This window comes from Marnyiella aurantia (assembly GCF_014041915.1).
Taxonomy (GTDB): domain Bacteria; phylum Bacteroidota; class Bacteroidia; order Flavobacteriales; family Weeksellaceae; genus Marnyiella; species Marnyiella aurantia.
In genome coordinates this window covers 1,143,998-1,161,940 of the sequence record NZ_CP059472.1, presented here as the reverse complement: position 1 = coordinate 1,161,940, position 17,943 = coordinate 1,143,998, and the positions used below count along the sequence as shown (strand labels likewise).

The window sequence follows — 17,943 nt, the reverse complement described above, 5'->3', positions numbered from 1 at the left end:
GAACAGGTATTCAGAACTAAATTTTGAAATACGCAAATTGCCCTGTTAAACTTTTTAGCCTAACTTTGCGCAAACCTAATCTAATGAGTAAAAAGAACACGAAGTACATCTTCGTTACAGGAGGTGTGACTTCTTCTTTGGGAAAGGGAATTGTTGCCGCATCACTTGGTCTATTGCTGAAATCAAGGGGATTTAATGTAACTATTCAAAAGCTTGATCCCTATATCAATATTGACCCCGGAACTTTAAATCCTTACGAACACGGCGAATGCTATGTTACCGAAGACGGCGCTGAAACCGATCTGGATTTAGGGCATTATGAAAGGTTCCTGGACTCCAACACGTCGCAAAACAATAATGTTACTACCGGTAAAATTTACCAGACAGTTATTGAAAAAGAAAGAAAAGGCGACTTTTTAGGAAAAACCGTTCAGGTAATTCCGCATATTACAAACGAAATTAAACGCAGGATAAAGATCCTTGGCAAGCAGAATTACGATATCATCATAACTGAGATCGGTGGAACTGTAGGAGATATCGAATCGCTGCCTTATATTGAAAGTGTGCGCCAGCTCAAATGGGAACTTGGCGATAACAATTCCATGGTGATTCACCTTACGTTACTGCCTTATCTGGCTGCCAGTGGTGAACTTAAGACAAAGCCTTCACAACACTCGGTACGCCAACTTATGGAGAGTGGGGTGCAGGCCGATGTACTTGTTTGCCGGACAGAACATAAAATTCCGAAGGAACAGCGCGCAAAACTGGCGCAGTTCTGTAACGTAAGTCTGGAGAACGTAATTGAATGTAAGGATCTGGAGACTATTTACGAAGTTCCGCTTTATCTTCAGAAGCAGAATTTTGACGATGTTGTCCTGAAAGAACTTGATCTGAAATCAGATAAGGAAGCCGACCTGAAAGACTGGAAACACTTCCTGAAAAAATACCAGAATCCTAAGAAATCTGTGGAGATTGCCCTTGTTGGGAAATATGTATCACTTCAGGATTCCTACAAGTCCATTGCTGAAGCATTTATCCACGCCGGAGCAGATCTGGATACCGAAGTGCGTGTAAGATGGGTGTACAGTGGCGACATTTCTGAAGATACCATTCAGGATTCACTGCAGGGCGTAGATGGAATGCTTATTGCGCCCGGATTTGGCGACCGTGGAATAGAAGGAAAAGTATTGGCTGCCAAATATGCACGTGAGAATAATATTCCGCTTTTAGGAATCTGTCTTGGTATGCAGATAATGACTATTGAATTTGCCAGAAATGTGTTGGGTTACAAAAAAGCCAATTCCATGGAATTTGATCCCGAAACACCGGAGCCTGTAATTTCTTTGATGGAAGAGCAGAAGAGTGTTGAAAACAAAGGAGGCACAATGCGTTTGGGTGCCTGGAAATGTGCGCTCAAGCCTAATTCGAGACTGATGGAGATTTACGGATCAAAGAATATCTCCGAAAGACACCGCCACCGCTACGAATTCAACTCCCAGTATAAAGAGGAGTTTCAAAATAACGGCCTCACTCCAAGCGGGGTAAATCCTGACACAGGCTTGGTAGAAACCCTGGAACTGGAAAACCATCCGTTCTATGTGGGAGTTCAGTATCATCCTGAATATAAGAGTACAGTGGCCACGCCGCATCCGCTGTTTAAGGCGTTTATACGTGCAGCATCCAAATAAGATTTTTCTGAATACCCGCCTTGCAGCGGGTATTTTTTTACTCAGCAAAAAGAAACTTTCTTTCCAAAAAAAATCAGTAATTTTGTGACCTTTAATTTTAGCAGTATCAGGAAATGTTCCCATACGCTGAAACACATTGAAATAAACAATTAAAATGCAGCAAAACAACGGTTTAGACCGAAATCAGATCATTCTGTTTATGTTGTTCTCACTTATCATGATGGGGGCAATGTTTTACTTTCAGCCGGCACCGGAAGAGCCGGCAGCTACCACAGCGCAAGTCCCGCAAACTGCGACGTCAGCAACTCCTGCGGCAATGACCAACCTGAATGACAGCCTGAAAACTGCTGCCATCAGCCAGGTAGAGCTTAAGAACAAAGAGCTTAGGCTGGTAATCTCCACGTTGGGAGGCCAGATTTCTACTGTTGAACTGAATGAATACAAGGCGTATAACAAGGAAACCGATACGAACGACAAAAACCTTCTCCTGTTTGATAAGAATAACTCGGCTTATGGTTTTCGCTTTAAAGACAAGACCGGCAAGTTACTGAATACCCGTGATCTTGTTTTTACCCCAAAACAAAACGGTAATTCCGTAACCATGCAGGCCGGTATTAACGGCGCTGTTATCCAGTTTATTTATACTCTGCAGGATAAGTATACGGTAGATTTCAATGTGAAAACACAGGGGCTTTCCAAACTGGTATCCGGCCAGAATGCAGAATTCATTTGGGATCATAGTGCCCGCCAGATGGAGAAAGGCCGTTCCCAGGAGCAGACGCATACCGAGTTTAACTACGCCTTCGACAATTATGGCAGTTTCGACTATGACGGCAGGACTACAATGGAAGAAACTGAAGAAACTCTGAACTGGATTGCCATTAAGCAGCAGTTCTTTACTGCAGTTCTGGAACCTCAAAGTGGTTTCACCAATTCTTTCGGTTCTCAGGAGAGCATCGAAGAGGGAGAGTTTCTGAAGAAGTTTAGTTTCAGTGCTCAGACAGCGATGTCCGGTGGCGAATTTAACCAGAACTTTAAGTGGTACTTCATGCCGCTTGACCTTAATCTGCTGAAAGATTACGGTAAAAACTTCGATGAGTTGCTGCCATTGGGCTGGTCATTTATCGGTACGATGAACAGATGGTTCTTTATGCCAATGTACAATATAATTGCGGGTTGGGGACTCACAGCAGGCTGGGTTATTTTCCTGATGACGATTATCGTGAAACTTATCCTTTCACCCATTATGTTCAAGCAGCACAAACTGAGTGCGATGATGCGCGTAATCCGTCCGGAAATAGACGAGGTTAATGCTAAACATAAAGGTGGTGATGCCATGAAAAAGCAGCAGGAAGTCATGGCGGTATACCGGAAAGCCGGAGTGAACCAAATGGCCGGATGTCTGCCCGCTTTGGTTCAGATTCCAATCTTCTATGCACTTTTCAGGTTTTTCCCGAACTTTATCGACTTAAGAGGACAGAGTTTCTGGTTTGCCAAGGACCTTACTGCATATGATGATGTGATTAAACTTCCGTTTAATCTGCCGGTTTTCGGTTGGGACCATATCAGTATTTTTGCTCTTGCATGTACGGTGGTAATCCTGATTTATACAGTAATGACTTCAGGAAACATTCAGCAGCCACAGCAGGAAGGAATGCCAAACATGAAGGTGTTGATGTATATTTTCCCAATTACTTTCTTTTTCTTCCTAAACACATCATCATCAGGGCTTTCCTGGTACTATTTCGTGTCAAATGCTCTGAATATTTTTATTATCCTGGCTATTAAATACCTCATTCTTGATGAGAAAAAAATTCACGCTCAGATCCAGGAAAATAAAACCAAAGCGCCAAAGCCGGAAGGGAAGTTCCAGAAACGTATGCGCGAGATGATGGAGCAGGCTCAGGAACAGCAAAAACAACAGCAGAAACAGACAGGTAAGAAGAAGTAGAAATAATATAGTCACCAAGGCCATAAAAAAACGGAAGAAAAATCTTCCGTTTTTTTTATTCCAGTTCCAGTTGTAAGCTTTCTGCTATAACCGTTTCCGCTTCATAAGGGACGTCGTCTTGTAATGTGTAATCCAGCCTGAAGGATTGTCTGTGGTGAATAGTGGGCCCATACTTATTAAGAGCATCCCGGTGTTCCTTTGTGGCGTATCCCATATTGGTATGCCAGCCATAGTGAGGGAATTGGTCATGCAGTTCCACCATTTTTTGGTCGCGGTAATTTTTTGCAATTATAGAGGCGGCTGCAATGGATAGCACTTTTGAATCCCCTTTAATAATGCACTGGTGCGGAATGTAATTATAAGGGTTAAACCGGTTTCCGTCCACAAGGATGAGTTCCGGACGCACGCTAAGCTGGTCCAGGGCCAGGTGCATGGCGTGTATGCTGGCATTAAGGATGTTGTGTTCATCTATAAAAGCAGGTGGAAGTTCGGCAATTGCATAAGCAACTGCGTGCTCCTTAATGTAGGAGTCCAGTTCCTGGCGGACTTTCGAGTTTAATTTTTTTGAATCATTCACCAGGCTGTCGCCGAAACTGCTGTCCAGAATGACGGCAGCGGCAACCACGGGACCGCATAGGCAACCTCTGCCAACTTCGTCGCAGCCTGCTTCAAGTCCAGTATCAGAATAATTTCTCATCAAATCCACCATAAAAAAACAATCAGTCAGCAAAGTTACATTTTCCCTTTTAAATTGTATATATTATTATGGTAGTGAATTGGGTAATTCCATGCCTAACACATAAAAATATTAAGGAAATATTAAGAAATTCCTTGGCTATGTTAAATATTATATCTTTTTTTGTTTATCGTAAAATCAAAACTGATATGAAAAAATTAACAGCAAGTGTTTTAGCAGTGGTCCTAACTGCATCATTTACAGTAGTAAGTGCGCAACAGGACACCCTCAGAACGCAGGAGATTGAAGGAGTTGTTGTTACAGCTCTCGGAATCAAGCGGGAGAAAAGATCATTAGGCTATTCTACAACCGAAGTGAAGGGTGATCAGGTTGCATCGGCACCTGTAGCCAATGTATCCGATGCTCTTGCAGGACAGGTAGCTGGTCTCAATGTGCAGCAATCCAGTACGATGGGCGGATCAACTAATTTGGTTATTCGTGGAATTAAATCATTAACATCAAGTAATCAGCCTCTGATTGTCGTTGATGGGACCCCCATTAATAACTCATCATACAGCCAGTCTGGTATAGATTCCGGCGGTGGTGGTTACGATTATGCGAACGGGATGGCCGATATTAACCCAAACGACATTGAAAGTGTAAATGTGCTTAAGGGTGCGGCTGCCAGCGTATTGTATGGATCTAGAGGTATGAATGGTGTTATTATGATTACCACTAAAAAAGGTAAGCGCAGTAGTAAAATCGGAGTTGAATTTAACAGTTCAACTACATTGGGATATGCAGACAAATCAACATTGCCAAAATATCAGCATGAATATGGTGGTGGTTATGTGGGATCTTCATTCTATGAATTAGATCCAGCTAATGGCTATCCCGATATTAATGGGGACGGAATTTTGGACGATAATATTGTTTATACTTATGATGATGCTTCATTCGGAAGTGCGTTCAACCCTAATCTTATGGTGTATAACTGGGATTCTCAGTATCCGCAGTTGCCAGGATATCTGCAACCTACACCATTTGTAGCAGGTGCCGATCCGAATTCAATCTGGGAAACGGCAGCTACTTTTCAAAACTCTATTGCATTTTCAGGTGGAAATGACGATGGAGCTTTCAGGTTGGGCTTTACAAACTTTCTTCAGAATGGTGCTTTAATCAACAGTGAGTTAAAGAGAAATACCCTTGATTTCTCAGCGGATTACAATTTTACTGAAAAACTTAATGTGTTTGGTAACATTACATATTCGAATACAAAAGGTAAGGGAAGAGTTTACACCGGCTATGAATCAAGAAATCCTATGCAGGGATTCAGACAATGGTGGAATATGTCCGTGGATATGAATAAACAAAGGGAAGCGTTTTTCCTTACTGACCAAAACATTACCTGGAATTTACAGGATTTTGAAAGTCAGGATGTGGGTTATTCGGATAATTATTTCTTTAACAGAATCAAGAATTACCAAACGGACAACCGTGACCGGTACTTCGGGAATTTTGGCGCGAAATATCAGTTTACAGATTGGTTAAGTTTACTTGGCCGTTACACTTTTGACAGCTTTAATGAACTTCAGGAAGAGCGTGTGGAGAAAGGCTCGTCGGATCAGGGTCGGCTTTCAAATGGAGGTAATGGTGAATATTATTTCATGAATCACCGGGTTTATGAAATGAATTATGATGCAATTCTTAATGTTGACAAGGATTTTGGTGAGGATTTCAATATAAACGCTAATTTAGGTTTCAATTACAGAAGACAGGGACGTGTGGGTAACGATGCCACCACCAATGGCGGACTTAAAGTTCCGGGCCTTTTTTCAATTACTAACACAGCTGAGCCTCTAACTGAAGATAACGTAAACGATTTTGAGATAAAAAAGAGTGTTGACGGTATTTTTGCTCAGGCAAGTTTGGGTTATCGGAATATGATTTTTGTCGATGGTTCAGTTAGAACGGACCGATCTTCTGCACTGCCGATTGATAATATGAGGTATTGGTATTATTCAGGCTCTGCCAGTTTGGTGTTTAGTGAACTGCTGGAAAACCGAGACATTATTAATTTTGGTAAACTGAGATTCAATTATGCTAAAGTAGGTAATGATACTGGTGCATATAACCTGCAAAATACCTACGCTTTTATCCCTGGATTTAACGGTTCGTTTAGTGCAACATCGCCACAAACTACCAATAACCCATTCCTGAAACCGGAATTTATGAATGAAATTGAAGGGGGACTGGAGATGGCGTTCTTAAGAAACCGTGTTAGTTTTGATCTTTCTGTATATAAGCAGGATACTCAGGACCTCATTACGCCTACTGATGTTTCCGCTACTTCCGGCTTTACCAGAATGTGGGTGAATTCCGGTAGCATTGAGAATAAAGGGGTGGAAGCAAGATTGACAGTTGTTCCTGTTAAAACCACGGATTTCACGTGGGAAATGACGGCTAACTGGGCTACGAATGACTCCCGTGTGACAAGTATATATGGAGATAGTGAGTTTCTTGAATTTGCTTCTATGTGGAATGTAACCACCGGTGCAAGAATAGGAGAGTCCACCGGTACGATTCGTGGAACAAACTATGTTTATCTGAACGGACAAAGAGTAGTTGGCACAAACGGTAAATATCTTACAGGAGATAATCCTCAGGAAATTATTGGTGACGCTGTTGCCGATTGGAGAGGTGGTATAATGAATTCCTTCAGATACAAAAATCTTAGCTTAAGCTTTCTGATAGACTTTAAACAGGGTGGTGATATCTATTCCCAAGACATGGCTTTCGGTCTGTCAACTGGCTTATATGAAGAAACCGCCGGTCTTAATGATTTAGGAAATCCGGTACGTAACTCTATCGCAAATGGCGGCGGTGTAATTCTTCCAGGTGTAAAAGCCGACGGTTCACCAAATGACATAAGGACGCAAATGAGCAATTATACCAATGCGTACGGTTATTATGGTGGTCCGGAAGCGATGCACGTGTATGATGGCTCCTTTGTGAAATTAAGAAATGTTACTTTGTCATACAGGATGCCAAAAGAGATATTCGGAAATTCATTTGTTGACAACATGACCTTATCATTAATTGGAAGAAACCTTTGGATAATCCATAAGAACATGCCATATTCTGACCCAGAAGCGGGACTGTCGGCTGGCGGTAACGCCTTTGGTTTCCAAAACGGTGCCCACCCTGCTTTCAAGGAAATTGGGGCCAGTGTAAAAGTTGAATTCTAAATTTAAATTACTTAAAATGAAAAAAATAATAATTGGAGCACTTGCTGCGTGTACATTATTCTCATGTACAGATGAAGACTATGCAGCTCTGAATGTTGATCCTAAAAATCCGACTGAGGTACCTGCCAGTTTTCTCTTTACGAACGGAACTAAAAGTCTTTTCGACCAGTTAGGTTCTACCAGTGTGAACAATAATATCTTCAGGCTGGTAGCACAACAGTGGACCGAAACACAATATGTAGAAGAGACCAACTATGATATCCGTAACCGTGGCATTCCGGATGCTCACATGACGGCGATATATACCAATGTGCTGTATGACCTGAAAAAAGCCAAGGAATCCGTGAATTCAGATGCGTCATTATTACCCGGCGAAAAAGCAAATCAGGACGCAATGATTTCTGTTGTAGAAGTTTACGCGTGGCAAAATCTAGTTGATCTTTTTGGTAATGTCCCATACAGTGAAGCCCTGAATGGTGTAAGTAATCCTACTCCTAAGTATGATGATGCTGCTACAATTTATCAGGATTTGCTTTCCAGAATTACAGCTGCTCACGCACAGATGGATGTGACTTCGGATGGATTTGAAACTGATTTCGTGTATCAGAACGATATTTCCAAATGGAAAAAACTGGCAGCATCCCTGCGTTTTAAGCTTGCCATGAGAATTGCTGATGCAAATCCTGCCCTATCAAAATCTCATGCTGAGGCTGCCTATGCTGCAGGTCTTATAGCTTCCAATGCGGATAATTTTGTGTTGAATTATGAAAATAATACTGCAAATGCCAATCCACTTTACGCTGATCTGGTATTAAGCGGCAGACAGGATTTTGTCCCTGCCAACACTTTCGTTGATTATTTAAATGCATTGGATGACCCACGAAGAACAGTTTTCTTTGATGACAATAAAACGCCTTATGTAGGTGGGGTATATGGAGACTTCAATACATATACAAATTATACGCATATAGGCGACGTTTTCTTTAACCGTGATCTTCCTGGTGACTTAATGGATTTTGCGGAGATTTCATTCCTTTTAGCCGAAGCCAGTGAAAGAGGATACGTTGTAGGCGGAACACCGGCACAACATTACACCAATGGAATTACTGCCAGTATGCAGTATTGGGGAATTGATCCTGCTGATATTGCAACGTATCTTGCGCGTCCGGATGTCGCTTATGCAACTGCTCCAGGAACCTGGAGACAGAAAATAGGTAAGCAGTTTTGGATTGCTATGTATAACCGTGGTTTCGAAGCCTGGTCTGCGTGGAGGAAATATGATGCTCCCGCATTAAACCTACCGGTTGCTACCGGTAATCCTGTACCTGTACGGTTCACATATCCTGTTCGGGAAACTATAATGAATGGCTCCAACGTTGCCCAGGCTGCTTCTGCAATTGGTGGTGATGAGCAGCAGACAAAACTATTTTGGGATTTATTTTAGTACTTCTTTTTTTTACATTCATTCTCAAAACCACTCTTCGGAGTGGTTTTTTTATTTCGCTATATTTGTGATTCAATTTTCCACGATGAATATTAAAGATAATCTGCAGCAAAAAATCACCGAAATCATCCAGAATGTATTTCAGATCCACGATCTGAAACTTGAGGTTCAGGATAATAAGACAGCTTTTGACGGTGACTTCACCGTTGTTATTTTTCCACTTGTGAAACTGGTAAAAAAAGGTCCGGAACAGATTGGGATGGAGTTGGGCAGCGCCCTGACTACGGAAACTGATTTTGTTGAGAGCTACAACGTTGTGAAGGGCTTCGTGAATGTGAAAATCAGCGATGCTCATTTCATGAATAACTTTGCCTCACTTACAAAGTCCGTTGACGAGGTTGAGCCAAAGGATGAAACAGTGATGGTTGAGTATTCATCTCCAAATACAAACAAACCGCTGCACTTGGGTCATATCCGCAATAATCTTCTTGGTTACTCCGTGGCTCAGATTCTGAAAGCGGACGGTTATAACGTCATCAAGACCCAGATTATCAATGACCGCGGAATCCATATCTGCAAATCAATGCTTGCCTGGCAAATGTTTGCTGACCAGACTACCGCAGCTGGTACAGGTGTAAAAGGCGATAAGTTTGTTGGCAATTATTATGTAGCCTTCGACAAACAGTATAAGAAAGAGATCGCTGAGCTTATGGCAGACGGGAACGATGAAGATACAGCAAAGAAGCAGGCACCTATTATGCTTGAAGCTCAGAAGATGCTTCTGGATTGGGAAAAGGGCGATGAGAAAGTAAGAAACCTTTGGGCCGAGATGAACTCCTGGGTTTATGATGGTTTCAACCAGACCTATGCTCGCCTGGGCGTGGATTTCGACCAGGTGCAGTATGAAAGTGACACTTATATCTTAGGCAAGGACCTAATACAGGAAGGCTTGATTAAAGGCGTGCTTTACAGAAAAGAAGACGGCTCTGTGTGGTGCGATCTGACCGAGGAAGGTCTGGATCATAAACTCCTTCTGCGTTCCGACGGTACATCTGTGTATATGACCCAGGATCTGGGAACGGCAGTAGAGCGTTTCAAGAAGAATAATATACAAAAACTGATCTATACAGTAGGCAATGAGCAGGACTATCATTTCGATATACTTTTCAAGATACTGAAGAAGCTGGGTTATGAATGGGCAGATAATCTGGAGCACCTCTCTTATGGTATGGTGGAGCTTCCCGAAGGAAAGATGAAATCCCGTGAGGGGACAGTTGTTGATGCCGATGACCTTATGGAAGAGATGGTGGTAACTGCCCGCGAAAAAGCCGAGGAATTAGGCAAAATGGAAACCCTTTCACCCGAAGAGAAAGAAAGGTCTTACGAAGTGATTGGTCTGGGAGCGCTGAAATATTTTATGCTGAAGGTAGATCCGAAGAAGAAAATGCTCTTTAACCCAGCCGAAAGCATCGATTTTAACGGCAATACCGGTCCCTTCATTCAGTACACTTATGCACGTATCCAGTCACTGCTTCAGAAGGCTGAATACATACCTCAGGCAATCCAGTCAGATTATAAATTAAACGAATCTGAAAAGGAACTGATTACGCAGTTGGCCAATTACCGTGAGTCGGTGAGCAAAGCCGCAGCTGCGCTAAGTCCTGCGTTGGTGGCAAACTATGTTTATGATCTGGTGAAAGCCTACAATTCTTTCTACCAGAATAACCCCATCCTGAAACAGCATGACGAGGTGGCAAAGCAGGTGAGACTTGAACTTTCAGCACTTACCGCAAAGACCATTAAGAAGGCCCTTGAACTTTTGGGGATAGGTATAGTAAACAGAATGTAGTCTGTGAATAGATTTCAAAACAAAAATCAGTCTTCAGGGCTGATTTTTTTTTGAATATGCTTCGGGAATGTAATTGTCTAAAGACCCCGTTTCGCCCTTACAAGCCGAAAAATCATAAATGCGACAAATTTTTTGAGTAGTGCTCAATGATAATATTTGGCGGTCTATGTTTAGATTTACAAAACCAAAAAACGCCCTGAAAATCAGAGCGTTTATTGAAAATTGTAGACCCACAGGGATTCGAACCCCGACAGGCGGTACCAAAAACCGAAGTGCTACCGTTACACCATGGGTCTCAATTATTGTGGTGCAAATGTAGAATAATTTTTGTAATTTCCAAAATCTTTACGCAAGAAAATTAAAAAAAATACAGTTAAAATTCCCCCTTATGTTGACGGTTAATTTTAATGCATTCAATTTGAATAATTTATCTGCCCAGACGGATTTTGAAAATAAAGTACTGAACCTTATAGTAAAGTGGTATTCATCCTCCGAAACTGTAGAGGTACAGACTTCCGGTTCCACTGGTGTACCAAAAGTCCTGAATGTGGAGAAAAAAAGAATGCGCCATTCCGCCATGATGACTTGCAATTTTCTGGGGCTTCAGGAAGGAGATTCCGCACTTGTCTGCCTACCCGTGGAGTATATCTCAGGAAAGATGATGATAGTACGGGCGTTGGAGAGAAAACTTAAGCTTCACGTTGTAAATCCAAGCGCAAAACCTTTGAAGGAACTGGAGCAAAGAGTTGATTTCTGCGCGATGTCGCCTCTGCAGGTGGAGAATTCACTTGATAAAATTCATCTCATAAAAAATCTCATTATTGGTGGAGCGCAGGTCTCGGAAAGTCTGAAACATAAAATCAGCAAGAATATTCCTGAGTCCTCCACCTCACGGATTTTTGAAACTTACGGCATGTCCGAAACGCTTTCCCACATTGCACTGAAACAGATTTATCCAGAAGCTGAAGAATGTTTTACGGTCATGGACGGGGTAAAGATCTCGCAGGATGGACGGGCATGTCTGGAAATCGCAGCACCAAGCCTTACTCCATCTCTGCTTCACACTAACGATGTGGTGGAATTGCAGGGTCCTAACCGGTTTAAATTTGTAGGACGGGCCGATAATATAATTAATTCCGGTGGGCTTAAAATCCAGCCTGAACAGGTTGAAAGTATCCTCAGGCAGTACCTGGATGCAGAGGCTGTAGTTGGCGGAGTTCCGGATATATTGCTTGGCCAGAAACTGGTTGTGGTTGTGGAAGGGGAAAATACGTCCGAAATTAGATCAGGTCTTATTGAAGCCTTCAAAGGAATAAGGACTGCTTTGTCAAAAAACCATGTACCTAAAGATGTTATGTTTTTAAGCACTTTTCCGCGCCTGCCCAACGGTAAAATTAATAGACGTAGTATTTTTAAATGAAATGAAAAATGTTGATTGAAAGGGACTTTAGAAAAGAGCTGAATTACCGTACCTCCAGAAGCGGCGGTCCGGGCGGCCAGAACGTGAATAAGGTGGAAACGTCGGTGACTGTAATCTGGAACGTAGCTGAAAGCATTTTCTTCAACCAGGAAGAAAAAGAGTTAATTAGCACCAGGCTTAAAAACAGGATTAACCTGGAAGGCCTGCTGCAGCTTACCGTTTCGGAAAGCCGCACCCAGCTTCAGAATAAGAAAATAGCTACGGACAGAATCGTTGAAATGGTTAATATATGTCTGATAAAACGTAAGCCACGAAAAGCTACCAAACCTTCAAAACGTCAGGTGGAGAAAAGGATACAGGCTAAAAAGCAAATTTCGGAGAAAAAGGAAAACCGGAGGTTCAGGATTTAACAGTGAGATGCTAACTATTTGTTTTATAGTTTTTTAATTCCTATATTTGCCTTTCAGAAAAGCAATTATGGTCACCTCTATTTTAAAGTTTGACAGTGTTCGCTCGCAAAGACTTCTGTCTTCATTGCTTTATCTTCACATGGATTCATTTCTCAAAAGTTCCAAAGAGTTCATCTACTAGACCCGTCGGGTCCTGGCGGGAATTTGCCGATTTTTTTTATTCCCTTTTTGATTTGTTACTACAGACATGACGCCTCACGGTGTTCAGTGTCTCAGGGCCGTTTGTAACAGCATCATCCCTAAAAAAATATTTAAGATGTCCGAGAATATCATTTTAACAACAGGAGTTTACGACGTAATTAAAGATCATTTAAGAAGAAAAAAAGTAACCATTGAAGAAGAAAACCGACTTCTGGCCGAGCTGAAAGGGGCGCAGCAGGTACGCAGGAGGGAGCTGCCGCCTGAGGTGGTTACCGTGAACAGAAAAGTAACGATAAAAGATCACACACTGGACAGGGAAGAGGAGCTGATTTTTGTGGGAGTAGCAGAAGCCAAACCAAAGAAGAAAAAGTTTTCAATCCTTTCCGATATGGCTCTGGCGACCGTAGGTTACAAAGTAGGCGATGTAATTGAATGGCCTTTCCAGGATGGAGAGAGGAAGATTGAAATCCTAAAGGTGGAAAACTGGCAAAACTAATCACTCCAATACACTGCATAAAAAAAGTACAGCCCGGAAGGCTGTACTTTTTGTTTTATAATCACAGGGCTGTTTATGAATTTTCCAAAATATAGGAGAACATCAGAGGTGCGCAGATGGTAGCGTCACTTTCAACAATAAATTTAGGCGTAGTGATATCCAGTTTACCCCAGGTGATTTTCTCGTTAGGAACTGCTCCGGAGTACGATCCGTAAGAAGTAGTAGAATCTGAAATCTGACAGAAATAAGACCAGAACGGAATATCCGTCATTTCCATATCCTGGTAAAGCATCGGTACTACGCAGATCGGGAAATCTCCGGCAATTCCACCGCCAATCTGGAAGAAACCAACTCCTTTTCCGCCTGAATTTTTTGGATACCAGTCTGCCAGGAACATCATGTATTCTATACCCGATTTCATTGTAGAAGCCTGCAGTTCACCTTTAATGCAGTAGCTGCTGAAAATATTTCCCATGGTGGAATCTTCCCAACCCGGAACTACGATTGGCAGGTTTTTCTCCGCTGCTGCCAGCATCCACGAATTCTCCTTCGGTATTTCGTAATACTGCTCCAAAACGCCTGATAAAAGCATTTTATACATGTATTCGTGCGGGAAATACCTTTCACCTTTGGCTTCAGCATCTTTCCAGATTTCTACAATATGCTTTTGTAAACGGCGGAATGCTTCCTCTTCAGGGATGCAGGTGTCTGTTACACGGTTTAATCCACGTTCCAGCAATGCCCATTCATCCTGTGCGGTAAGGTCACGGTAATGCGGTACTCTTTCGTAATGTGAGTGTGCTACTAAATTCATAAGGTCCTCCTCCAGGTTTGCGCCCGTACAGGAAATAATATCAACCTTATCCTGACGGATCATTTCGGCTAAAATCTTGCCGATTTCAGCAGTAGACATTGCTCCGGCCAGAGTAATCATCATTTTTCCACCGTCTTTCAAATGGGCAACATATCCTTTGGAAGCATCAACCAATGCGGCTGAATTAAAATGGAGATAATATTTTTCTATAAATTCGGTAATCGGTTTGTTCATGTTTCTTTACTTTTATGCAAAGATAAGGATTTATAAAATCTTAAATTTGATGTATGGATGAGACTTTCCGTCAGCAGGTTTTTGAAATAATCCGGCTTATTCCGCTGGGTCGGGTAACCAGTTACGGAGCCGTAGCCAGGGCAGTTGGGTATCCAAACCATGCCAGGCATGTAGGCAACGCACTTCGGCATTATGATGAAGATTTTCCGGCGCACCGTGTCTGCAATTCTTCTGGTCAGATCACGGCCGGCTGTTTAGCGGAATTTTCGGATAAGCTTGCTGCGGAAGGCATTGAGGTAGTGGGTAACAGGATTAAGGATTTCAGGAAGGTATTTTGGAATCCGATAGAAGAATTATAACATCCTGCAGATTTAAAAGGTTTGAAAAAAGTTTCGGCGGCGGCGAAGCCGCCGCCGAAACGGTATCCTGATAATATTTTCAGTTTATTTCGCCAGTTCCTTATAGCTTCTCTGAATAAACTCAGTGAGTTCCTTGCCTTTCAGCAGATTCTGCGACAGTTTTGCCAAGTCTAAAGCGTGTTTGATCTGCGCATTTTTTTCGTCAGCGTCTTCGGCAGTTAACAGTTTACCCGCAAGTTCGCTGTTGGTATTCACCACCAAGTTATACATTTCCGGGAAGCCGCCCATACCGAACATACCGCCACCACCTGTAGCCTGCATGTCTTTCATACGGCGCATAAATTCCGGTTGAGTGATGATGAATGGCGCATCGGTACTTTCCATATCCTCCAGCTGTACGGTAAATTTGGAGTCTGAAATGCCTTCTTCAACGGTGTTTTTGAGTGTTTCCTTTTCAGTTTCGTTCAGTTTTGAAATTACCGGCTCGTCTTTCTTGATCAGATTGTTGATGTGGTCTGCATCAACCCGTGCAAAACGGATTTTTTCTTTCGATGATTCCAGTTTCTGGATTAGGTGCGGTACTATAGGAGAGTCCAGTAATAGAACCTCATACCCTTTATCCTCTGCTGCCTGAACGTAACTGTGCTGGTCATGTTCATTGCTCGTGTACAGAATAATCAGATTGCCGTCCTTATCGGTCTGGTTGGCCTTGATCTTTTCTTCAAGTTCATTCCAAAGGAAATATTTGCCTTCTACATTCGGATACAGCGCAAATTTGTCTGATTTGTCGTAGAATTTGTCCTCGGAAATCATTCCATATTCAATGACTACTTTGATGTCGTTCCATTTGGACTCGTAATCTTCGCGGTTTTCGTTGATAAGCGAAGCCATCTTATCCCCAACTTTCTTCGTGATATAGGATGAGATTTTCTTCACGGCACCATCTGCCTGCAGGTAAGAACGGGAAACATTCAGCGGAATGTCCGGGGAGTCTATTACCCCTCGCAGCAACATCAGGAAGTCGGGAACAATGCCTTTCACCTCGTCAGTTACAAATACCTGATTCTGATAAAGCTGGATCTTATCTTTTTCGATATTCAGGTTGTTGGCCAGTTTCGGGAAGAACAGGATACCGGTAAGGTTGAAAGGATAATCAACATTCAGGTGAATATGGAAGAGTGGGTCTTCAAACTGCATCGGGTACAGTTCGCGGTAGAAATTCTTATAGTCTTCGTCCTTCAGTTCCGCTGGTGCTTTAGTCCAGGCAGGAGTAGGATTGTTGATGATATTATCTACCTCCTGAGTTTCCGGCTTTGCATCTTCAGCTGCATCATCGGGCAAAGGAAGGGTTTCTGTTCTGGTCCCGAACTTAATCGGAACAGGCATGAACTTGTTGTATTTCAGAAGCAGTTCACGGATTCTGGATTCCTCCAGGAATTCTGTGGAATCTTCGGCTATATGAAGGATGATTTCGGTACCGCGGTCGGTTTTTTCAGAAGTTTCTTCCAAAGTAAATTCCGGGCTGCCGTCGCAGGTCCATCTAACGCCAGATTCTCCTTCTTTATAGGATTTTGTAAGTATCTCTACTTTTTCAGCAACCATAAATGCAGAGTAAAATCCAAGTCCAAAGTGACCGATGATACCAGAATCTTTGGCAGAGTCTTTATATTTCTCCAGGAACTCCTCGGCACCTGAAAATGCTACCTGGTTAATGTATTTTTCAACCTCCTCAGCGGTCATTCCCAGACCCTGGTCAGTGATGTGGAGCTTTTTATTTTCTTTATCTATCCTTACTTCAATAGTAGGATTGCCATATTCTGTTTTCGCATCACCAATGTTGATCAGGTGCTTCAGTTTCAATGTTGCATCCGTAGCGTTGGAAATGAGCTCACGCAGGAATATTTCGTGGTCACTGTAGAGAAACTTTTTTATCAGTGGGAAAATATTGTCCACCGACACATTGATATTTCCTTTAGTCATAATTATTTAATTTTTGTTGATCTGATTTTTTCAAATTAAGTACCAAGAAGCTATTCCTGACATTTTGGCACTTATGTAATAAAGCAAAAAAAAGCAGCCTGAAGGCTGCTCTGTAACTTGTGAAGATATTATTTGTTTTTAATCTCCTCTTTGATTTTTGCTTCCAGTTCTTCCGCAAGTTCCGGATTGTCCTTCAGCATATCGCGAACCGCATCACGGCCCTGACCAAGTTTTGTTTCGTCATAACTGAACCATGATCCGCTTTTCTTAACGATTCCGGTTTCCACAGCCATGTCCAGGATTTCTCCCACTTTGGAAACACCTTCGCCATACATAATGTCGAATTCTGCCATCTTGAACGGAGGTGCTACTTTGTTTTTGACAATCTTCACCTTTACACGGCTTCCTACAGCTTCGTCACCGGTCTTGATTGGTGCGCTGGCCTTTCTGATGTCGATCCGTACGGATGCATAAAACTTAAGGGCGTTACCACCGGTAGTAGTTTCGGGATTTCCGAACATTACACCGATTTTTTCTCTCAGCTGATTAATGAAAATTACCGTACATTTTGTACGGGAAATCGTAGCTGTAAGTTTACGTAAAGCCTGAGACATCAGACGTGCGTGCAGACCCATCTTGGAGTCACCCATTTCGCCTTCAATTTCAGCTTTAGGAGTCAATGCTGCCACAGAGTCAATAACTACAATGTCAATCGCGCCTGAACGGATCAGGTTGTCGGCGATTTCAAGTGCCTGCTCACCGTTGTCCGGCTGAGAAATAATAAGGTCGTCCAGGTTGATACCAAGCTTGGAAGCATAATGCCTGTCGAAGGCATGCTCGGCATCGATAAACGCTGCAATACCGCCTGCCTTTTGAGCTTCTGCGATGGCATGAAGCGTCAGGGTAGTCTTACCCGATGATTCCGGACCATAGATCTCGATTACCCTGCCACGCGGATAACCGCCTACACCTAATGCCAGATCCAGACCCAGTGAACCTGAAGGAATTACCTCAATGGAATCATCCACAGATGCGTCACCCAGAGTCATTACGGTGCCTTTTCCGTATGTTTTATCTAATTTATCCAGCACTAATGAGAGTGCTTTTTTCTTATCTTCTATGCTGCTCATCTGTAATATTTATTTGTTCAAAAATACGGAATTTTCCGCTCTT

Annotated in this window: 13 protein-coding genes and 1 tRNA gene; 9 read left to right on the top strand and 5 right to left on the bottom strand. The window is 42.5% G+C overall.

Features of this window, described 5'->3' with window-relative positions; genetic code table 11:
• Positions 1-83 precede the first annotated feature (83 nt).
• Both H1R16_RS05365 and yidC read left to right on the top strand, forming a co-directional pair.
• The gene (locus tag H1R16_RS05365; RefSeq protein WP_181887778.1) at positions 84-1,688 is read left to right on the top strand and encodes a CTP synthase; all 1,605 of its coding nucleotides are present in this window, start codon (positions 84-86) and stop codon (positions 1,686-1,688) included.
• A 154-nt stretch (positions 1,689-1,842) separates the two neighbouring features.
• Positions 1,843-3,639 carry a membrane protein insertase YidC gene (gene yidC / locus H1R16_RS05360; protein ID WP_181887777.1) on the top strand — a complete coding sequence of 599 codons (1,797 nt, stop codon included), beginning with the start codon at positions 1,843-1,845 and terminating at the stop codon, positions 3,637-3,639.
• A gap of 55 nt (positions 3,640-3,694) precedes the next feature.
• Here yidC and H1R16_RS05355 read toward each other — a convergent pair whose 3' ends face one another.
• A complete protein-coding gene (locus tag H1R16_RS05355; protein WP_187350464.1) occupies positions 3,695-4,336 on the bottom strand; it encodes a ribonuclease HII in 642 nt (213 codons plus the stop codon).
• A gap of 188 nt (positions 4,337-4,524) precedes the next feature.
• Here H1R16_RS05355 and H1R16_RS05350 point away from each other — a divergent pair, with 188 nt between their 5' ends.
• The 3 genes from H1R16_RS05350 (at position 4,525) to argS (ending at position 10,856) form a co-directional block, all read left to right on the top strand.
• Entirely contained in the window at positions 4,525-7,563 is a 3,039-nt protein-coding gene (locus tag H1R16_RS05350; protein ID WP_181887776.1) for a SusC/RagA family TonB-linked outer membrane protein, read from the top strand.
• A gap of 16 nt (positions 7,564-7,579) precedes the next feature.
• Positions 7,580-9,007 carry a SusD/RagB family nutrient-binding outer membrane lipoprotein gene (locus H1R16_RS05345; RefSeq protein WP_181887775.1) on the top strand — a complete coding sequence of 476 codons (1,428 nt, stop codon included), beginning with the start codon at positions 7,580-7,582 and terminating at the stop codon, positions 9,005-9,007.
• A gap of 85 nt (positions 9,008-9,092) precedes the next feature.
• Positions 9,093-10,856, top strand: coding sequence for an arginine--tRNA ligase (gene argS / locus H1R16_RS05340; protein ID WP_181887774.1), 1,764 nt, complete (start codon positions 9,093-9,095; stop codon positions 10,854-10,856).
• Between the two features lie 225 nt (positions 10,857-11,081).
• On the opposite strand, the gene H1R16_RS05335 is transcribed toward argS, so the two are convergent.
• Positions 11,082-11,152 (bottom strand) — tRNA-Gln (locus H1R16_RS05335).
• 92 nt (positions 11,153-11,244) lie between these two features.
• On the opposite strand from H1R16_RS05335, the gene H1R16_RS05330 reads away from it, so the two are divergent.
• The 3 genes from H1R16_RS05330 (at position 11,245) to H1R16_RS05320 (ending at position 13,383) form a co-directional block, all read left to right on the top strand.
• Positions 11,245-12,276 carry an AMP-binding protein gene (locus tag H1R16_RS05330; RefSeq protein ID WP_181887773.1) on the top strand — a complete coding sequence of 344 codons (1,032 nt, stop codon included), beginning with the start codon at positions 11,245-11,247 and terminating at the stop codon, positions 12,274-12,276.
• 8 nt (positions 12,277-12,284) lie between these two features.
• Positions 12,285-12,686, top strand: coding sequence for an alternative ribosome rescue aminoacyl-tRNA hydrolase ArfB (gene arfB / locus H1R16_RS05325; RefSeq protein WP_181887772.1), 402 nt, complete (start codon positions 12,285-12,287; stop codon positions 12,684-12,686).
• 316 nt (positions 12,687-13,002) lie between these two features.
• On the top strand, positions 13,003-13,383 hold the full coding sequence (locus tag H1R16_RS05320; RefSeq protein WP_181887771.1) for a GreA/GreB family elongation factor: 381 nt from the start codon (positions 13,003-13,005) through the stop codon (positions 13,381-13,383).
• A 73-nt stretch (positions 13,384-13,456) separates the two neighbouring features.
• On the opposite strand, the gene H1R16_RS05315 is transcribed toward H1R16_RS05320, so the two are convergent.
• Complete coding sequence (locus H1R16_RS05315) at positions 13,457-14,431, bottom strand: deoxyhypusine synthase family protein (RefSeq protein WP_181887770.1); 975 nt, start codon at positions 14,429-14,431, stop codon at positions 13,457-13,459.
• Positions 14,432-14,484: 53 nt separating this feature from the next.
• Here H1R16_RS05315 and H1R16_RS05310 point away from each other — a divergent pair, with 53 nt between their 5' ends.
• On the top strand, positions 14,485-14,790 hold the full coding sequence (locus H1R16_RS05310; RefSeq protein ID WP_181887769.1) for an MGMT family protein: 306 nt from the start codon (positions 14,485-14,487) through the stop codon (positions 14,788-14,790).
• Between the two features lie 84 nt (positions 14,791-14,874).
• On the opposite strand, the gene htpG is transcribed toward H1R16_RS05310, so the two are convergent.
• Both htpG and recA read right to left on the bottom strand, forming a co-directional pair.
• Complete coding sequence (gene htpG, locus H1R16_RS05305; RefSeq protein WP_181887768.1) at positions 14,875-16,770, bottom strand: molecular chaperone HtpG; 1,896 nt, start codon at positions 16,768-16,770, stop codon at positions 14,875-14,877.
• Positions 16,771-16,898: 128 nt separating this feature from the next.
• A complete protein-coding gene (recA, locus tag H1R16_RS05300) occupies positions 16,899-17,900 on the bottom strand; it encodes a recombinase RecA (RefSeq protein ID WP_181887767.1) in 1,002 nt (333 codons plus the stop codon).
• Positions 17,901-17,943 lie beyond the last annotated feature (43 nt).

What these genes read in the sequence shown, in the direction of transcription:
- H1R16_RS05365 (WP_181887778.1), top strand. Translation starts at nt 84, where the DNA reads ATGAGTAAAAAGAACACGAAGTACATCTTCGTTACAGGAGGTGTGACT.
- yidC (WP_181887777.1), top strand. Translation starts at nt 1,843, where the DNA reads ATGCAGCAAAACAACGGTTTAGACCGAAATCAGATCATTCTGTTTATG.
- H1R16_RS05355 (WP_187350464.1), bottom strand. Translation starts at nt 4,336, where the DNA reads ATGAGAAATTATTCTGATACTGGACTTGAAGCAGGCTGCGACGAAGTT.
- H1R16_RS05350 (WP_181887776.1), top strand. Translation starts at nt 4,525, where the DNA reads ATGAAAAAATTAACAGCAAGTGTTTTAGCAGTGGTCCTAACTGCATCA.
- H1R16_RS05345 (WP_181887775.1), top strand. Translation starts at nt 7,580, where the DNA reads ATGAAAAAAATAATAATTGGAGCACTTGCTGCGTGTACATTATTCTCA.
- argS (WP_181887774.1), top strand. Translation starts at nt 9,093, where the DNA reads ATGAATATTAAAGATAATCTGCAGCAAAAAATCACCGAAATCATCCAG.
- H1R16_RS05330 (WP_181887773.1), top strand. Translation starts at nt 11,245, where the DNA reads ATGTTGACGGTTAATTTTAATGCATTCAATTTGAATAATTTATCTGCC.
- arfB (WP_181887772.1), top strand. Translation starts at nt 12,285, where the DNA reads ATGTTGATTGAAAGGGACTTTAGAAAAGAGCTGAATTACCGTACCTCC.
- H1R16_RS05320 (WP_181887771.1), top strand. Translation starts at nt 13,003, where the DNA reads ATGTCCGAGAATATCATTTTAACAACAGGAGTTTACGACGTAATTAAA.
- H1R16_RS05315 (WP_181887770.1), bottom strand. Translation starts at nt 14,431, where the DNA reads ATGAACAAACCGATTACCGAATTTATAGAAAAATATTATCTCCATTTT.
- H1R16_RS05310 (WP_181887769.1), top strand. Translation starts at nt 14,485, where the DNA reads ATGGATGAGACTTTCCGTCAGCAGGTTTTTGAAATAATCCGGCTTATT.
- htpG (WP_181887768.1), bottom strand. Translation starts at nt 16,770, where the DNA reads ATGACTAAAGGAAATATCAATGTGTCGGTGGACAATATTTTCCCACTG.
- recA (WP_181887767.1), bottom strand. Translation starts at nt 17,900, where the DNA reads ATGAGCAGCATAGAAGATAAGAAAAAAGCACTCTCATTAGTGCTGGAT.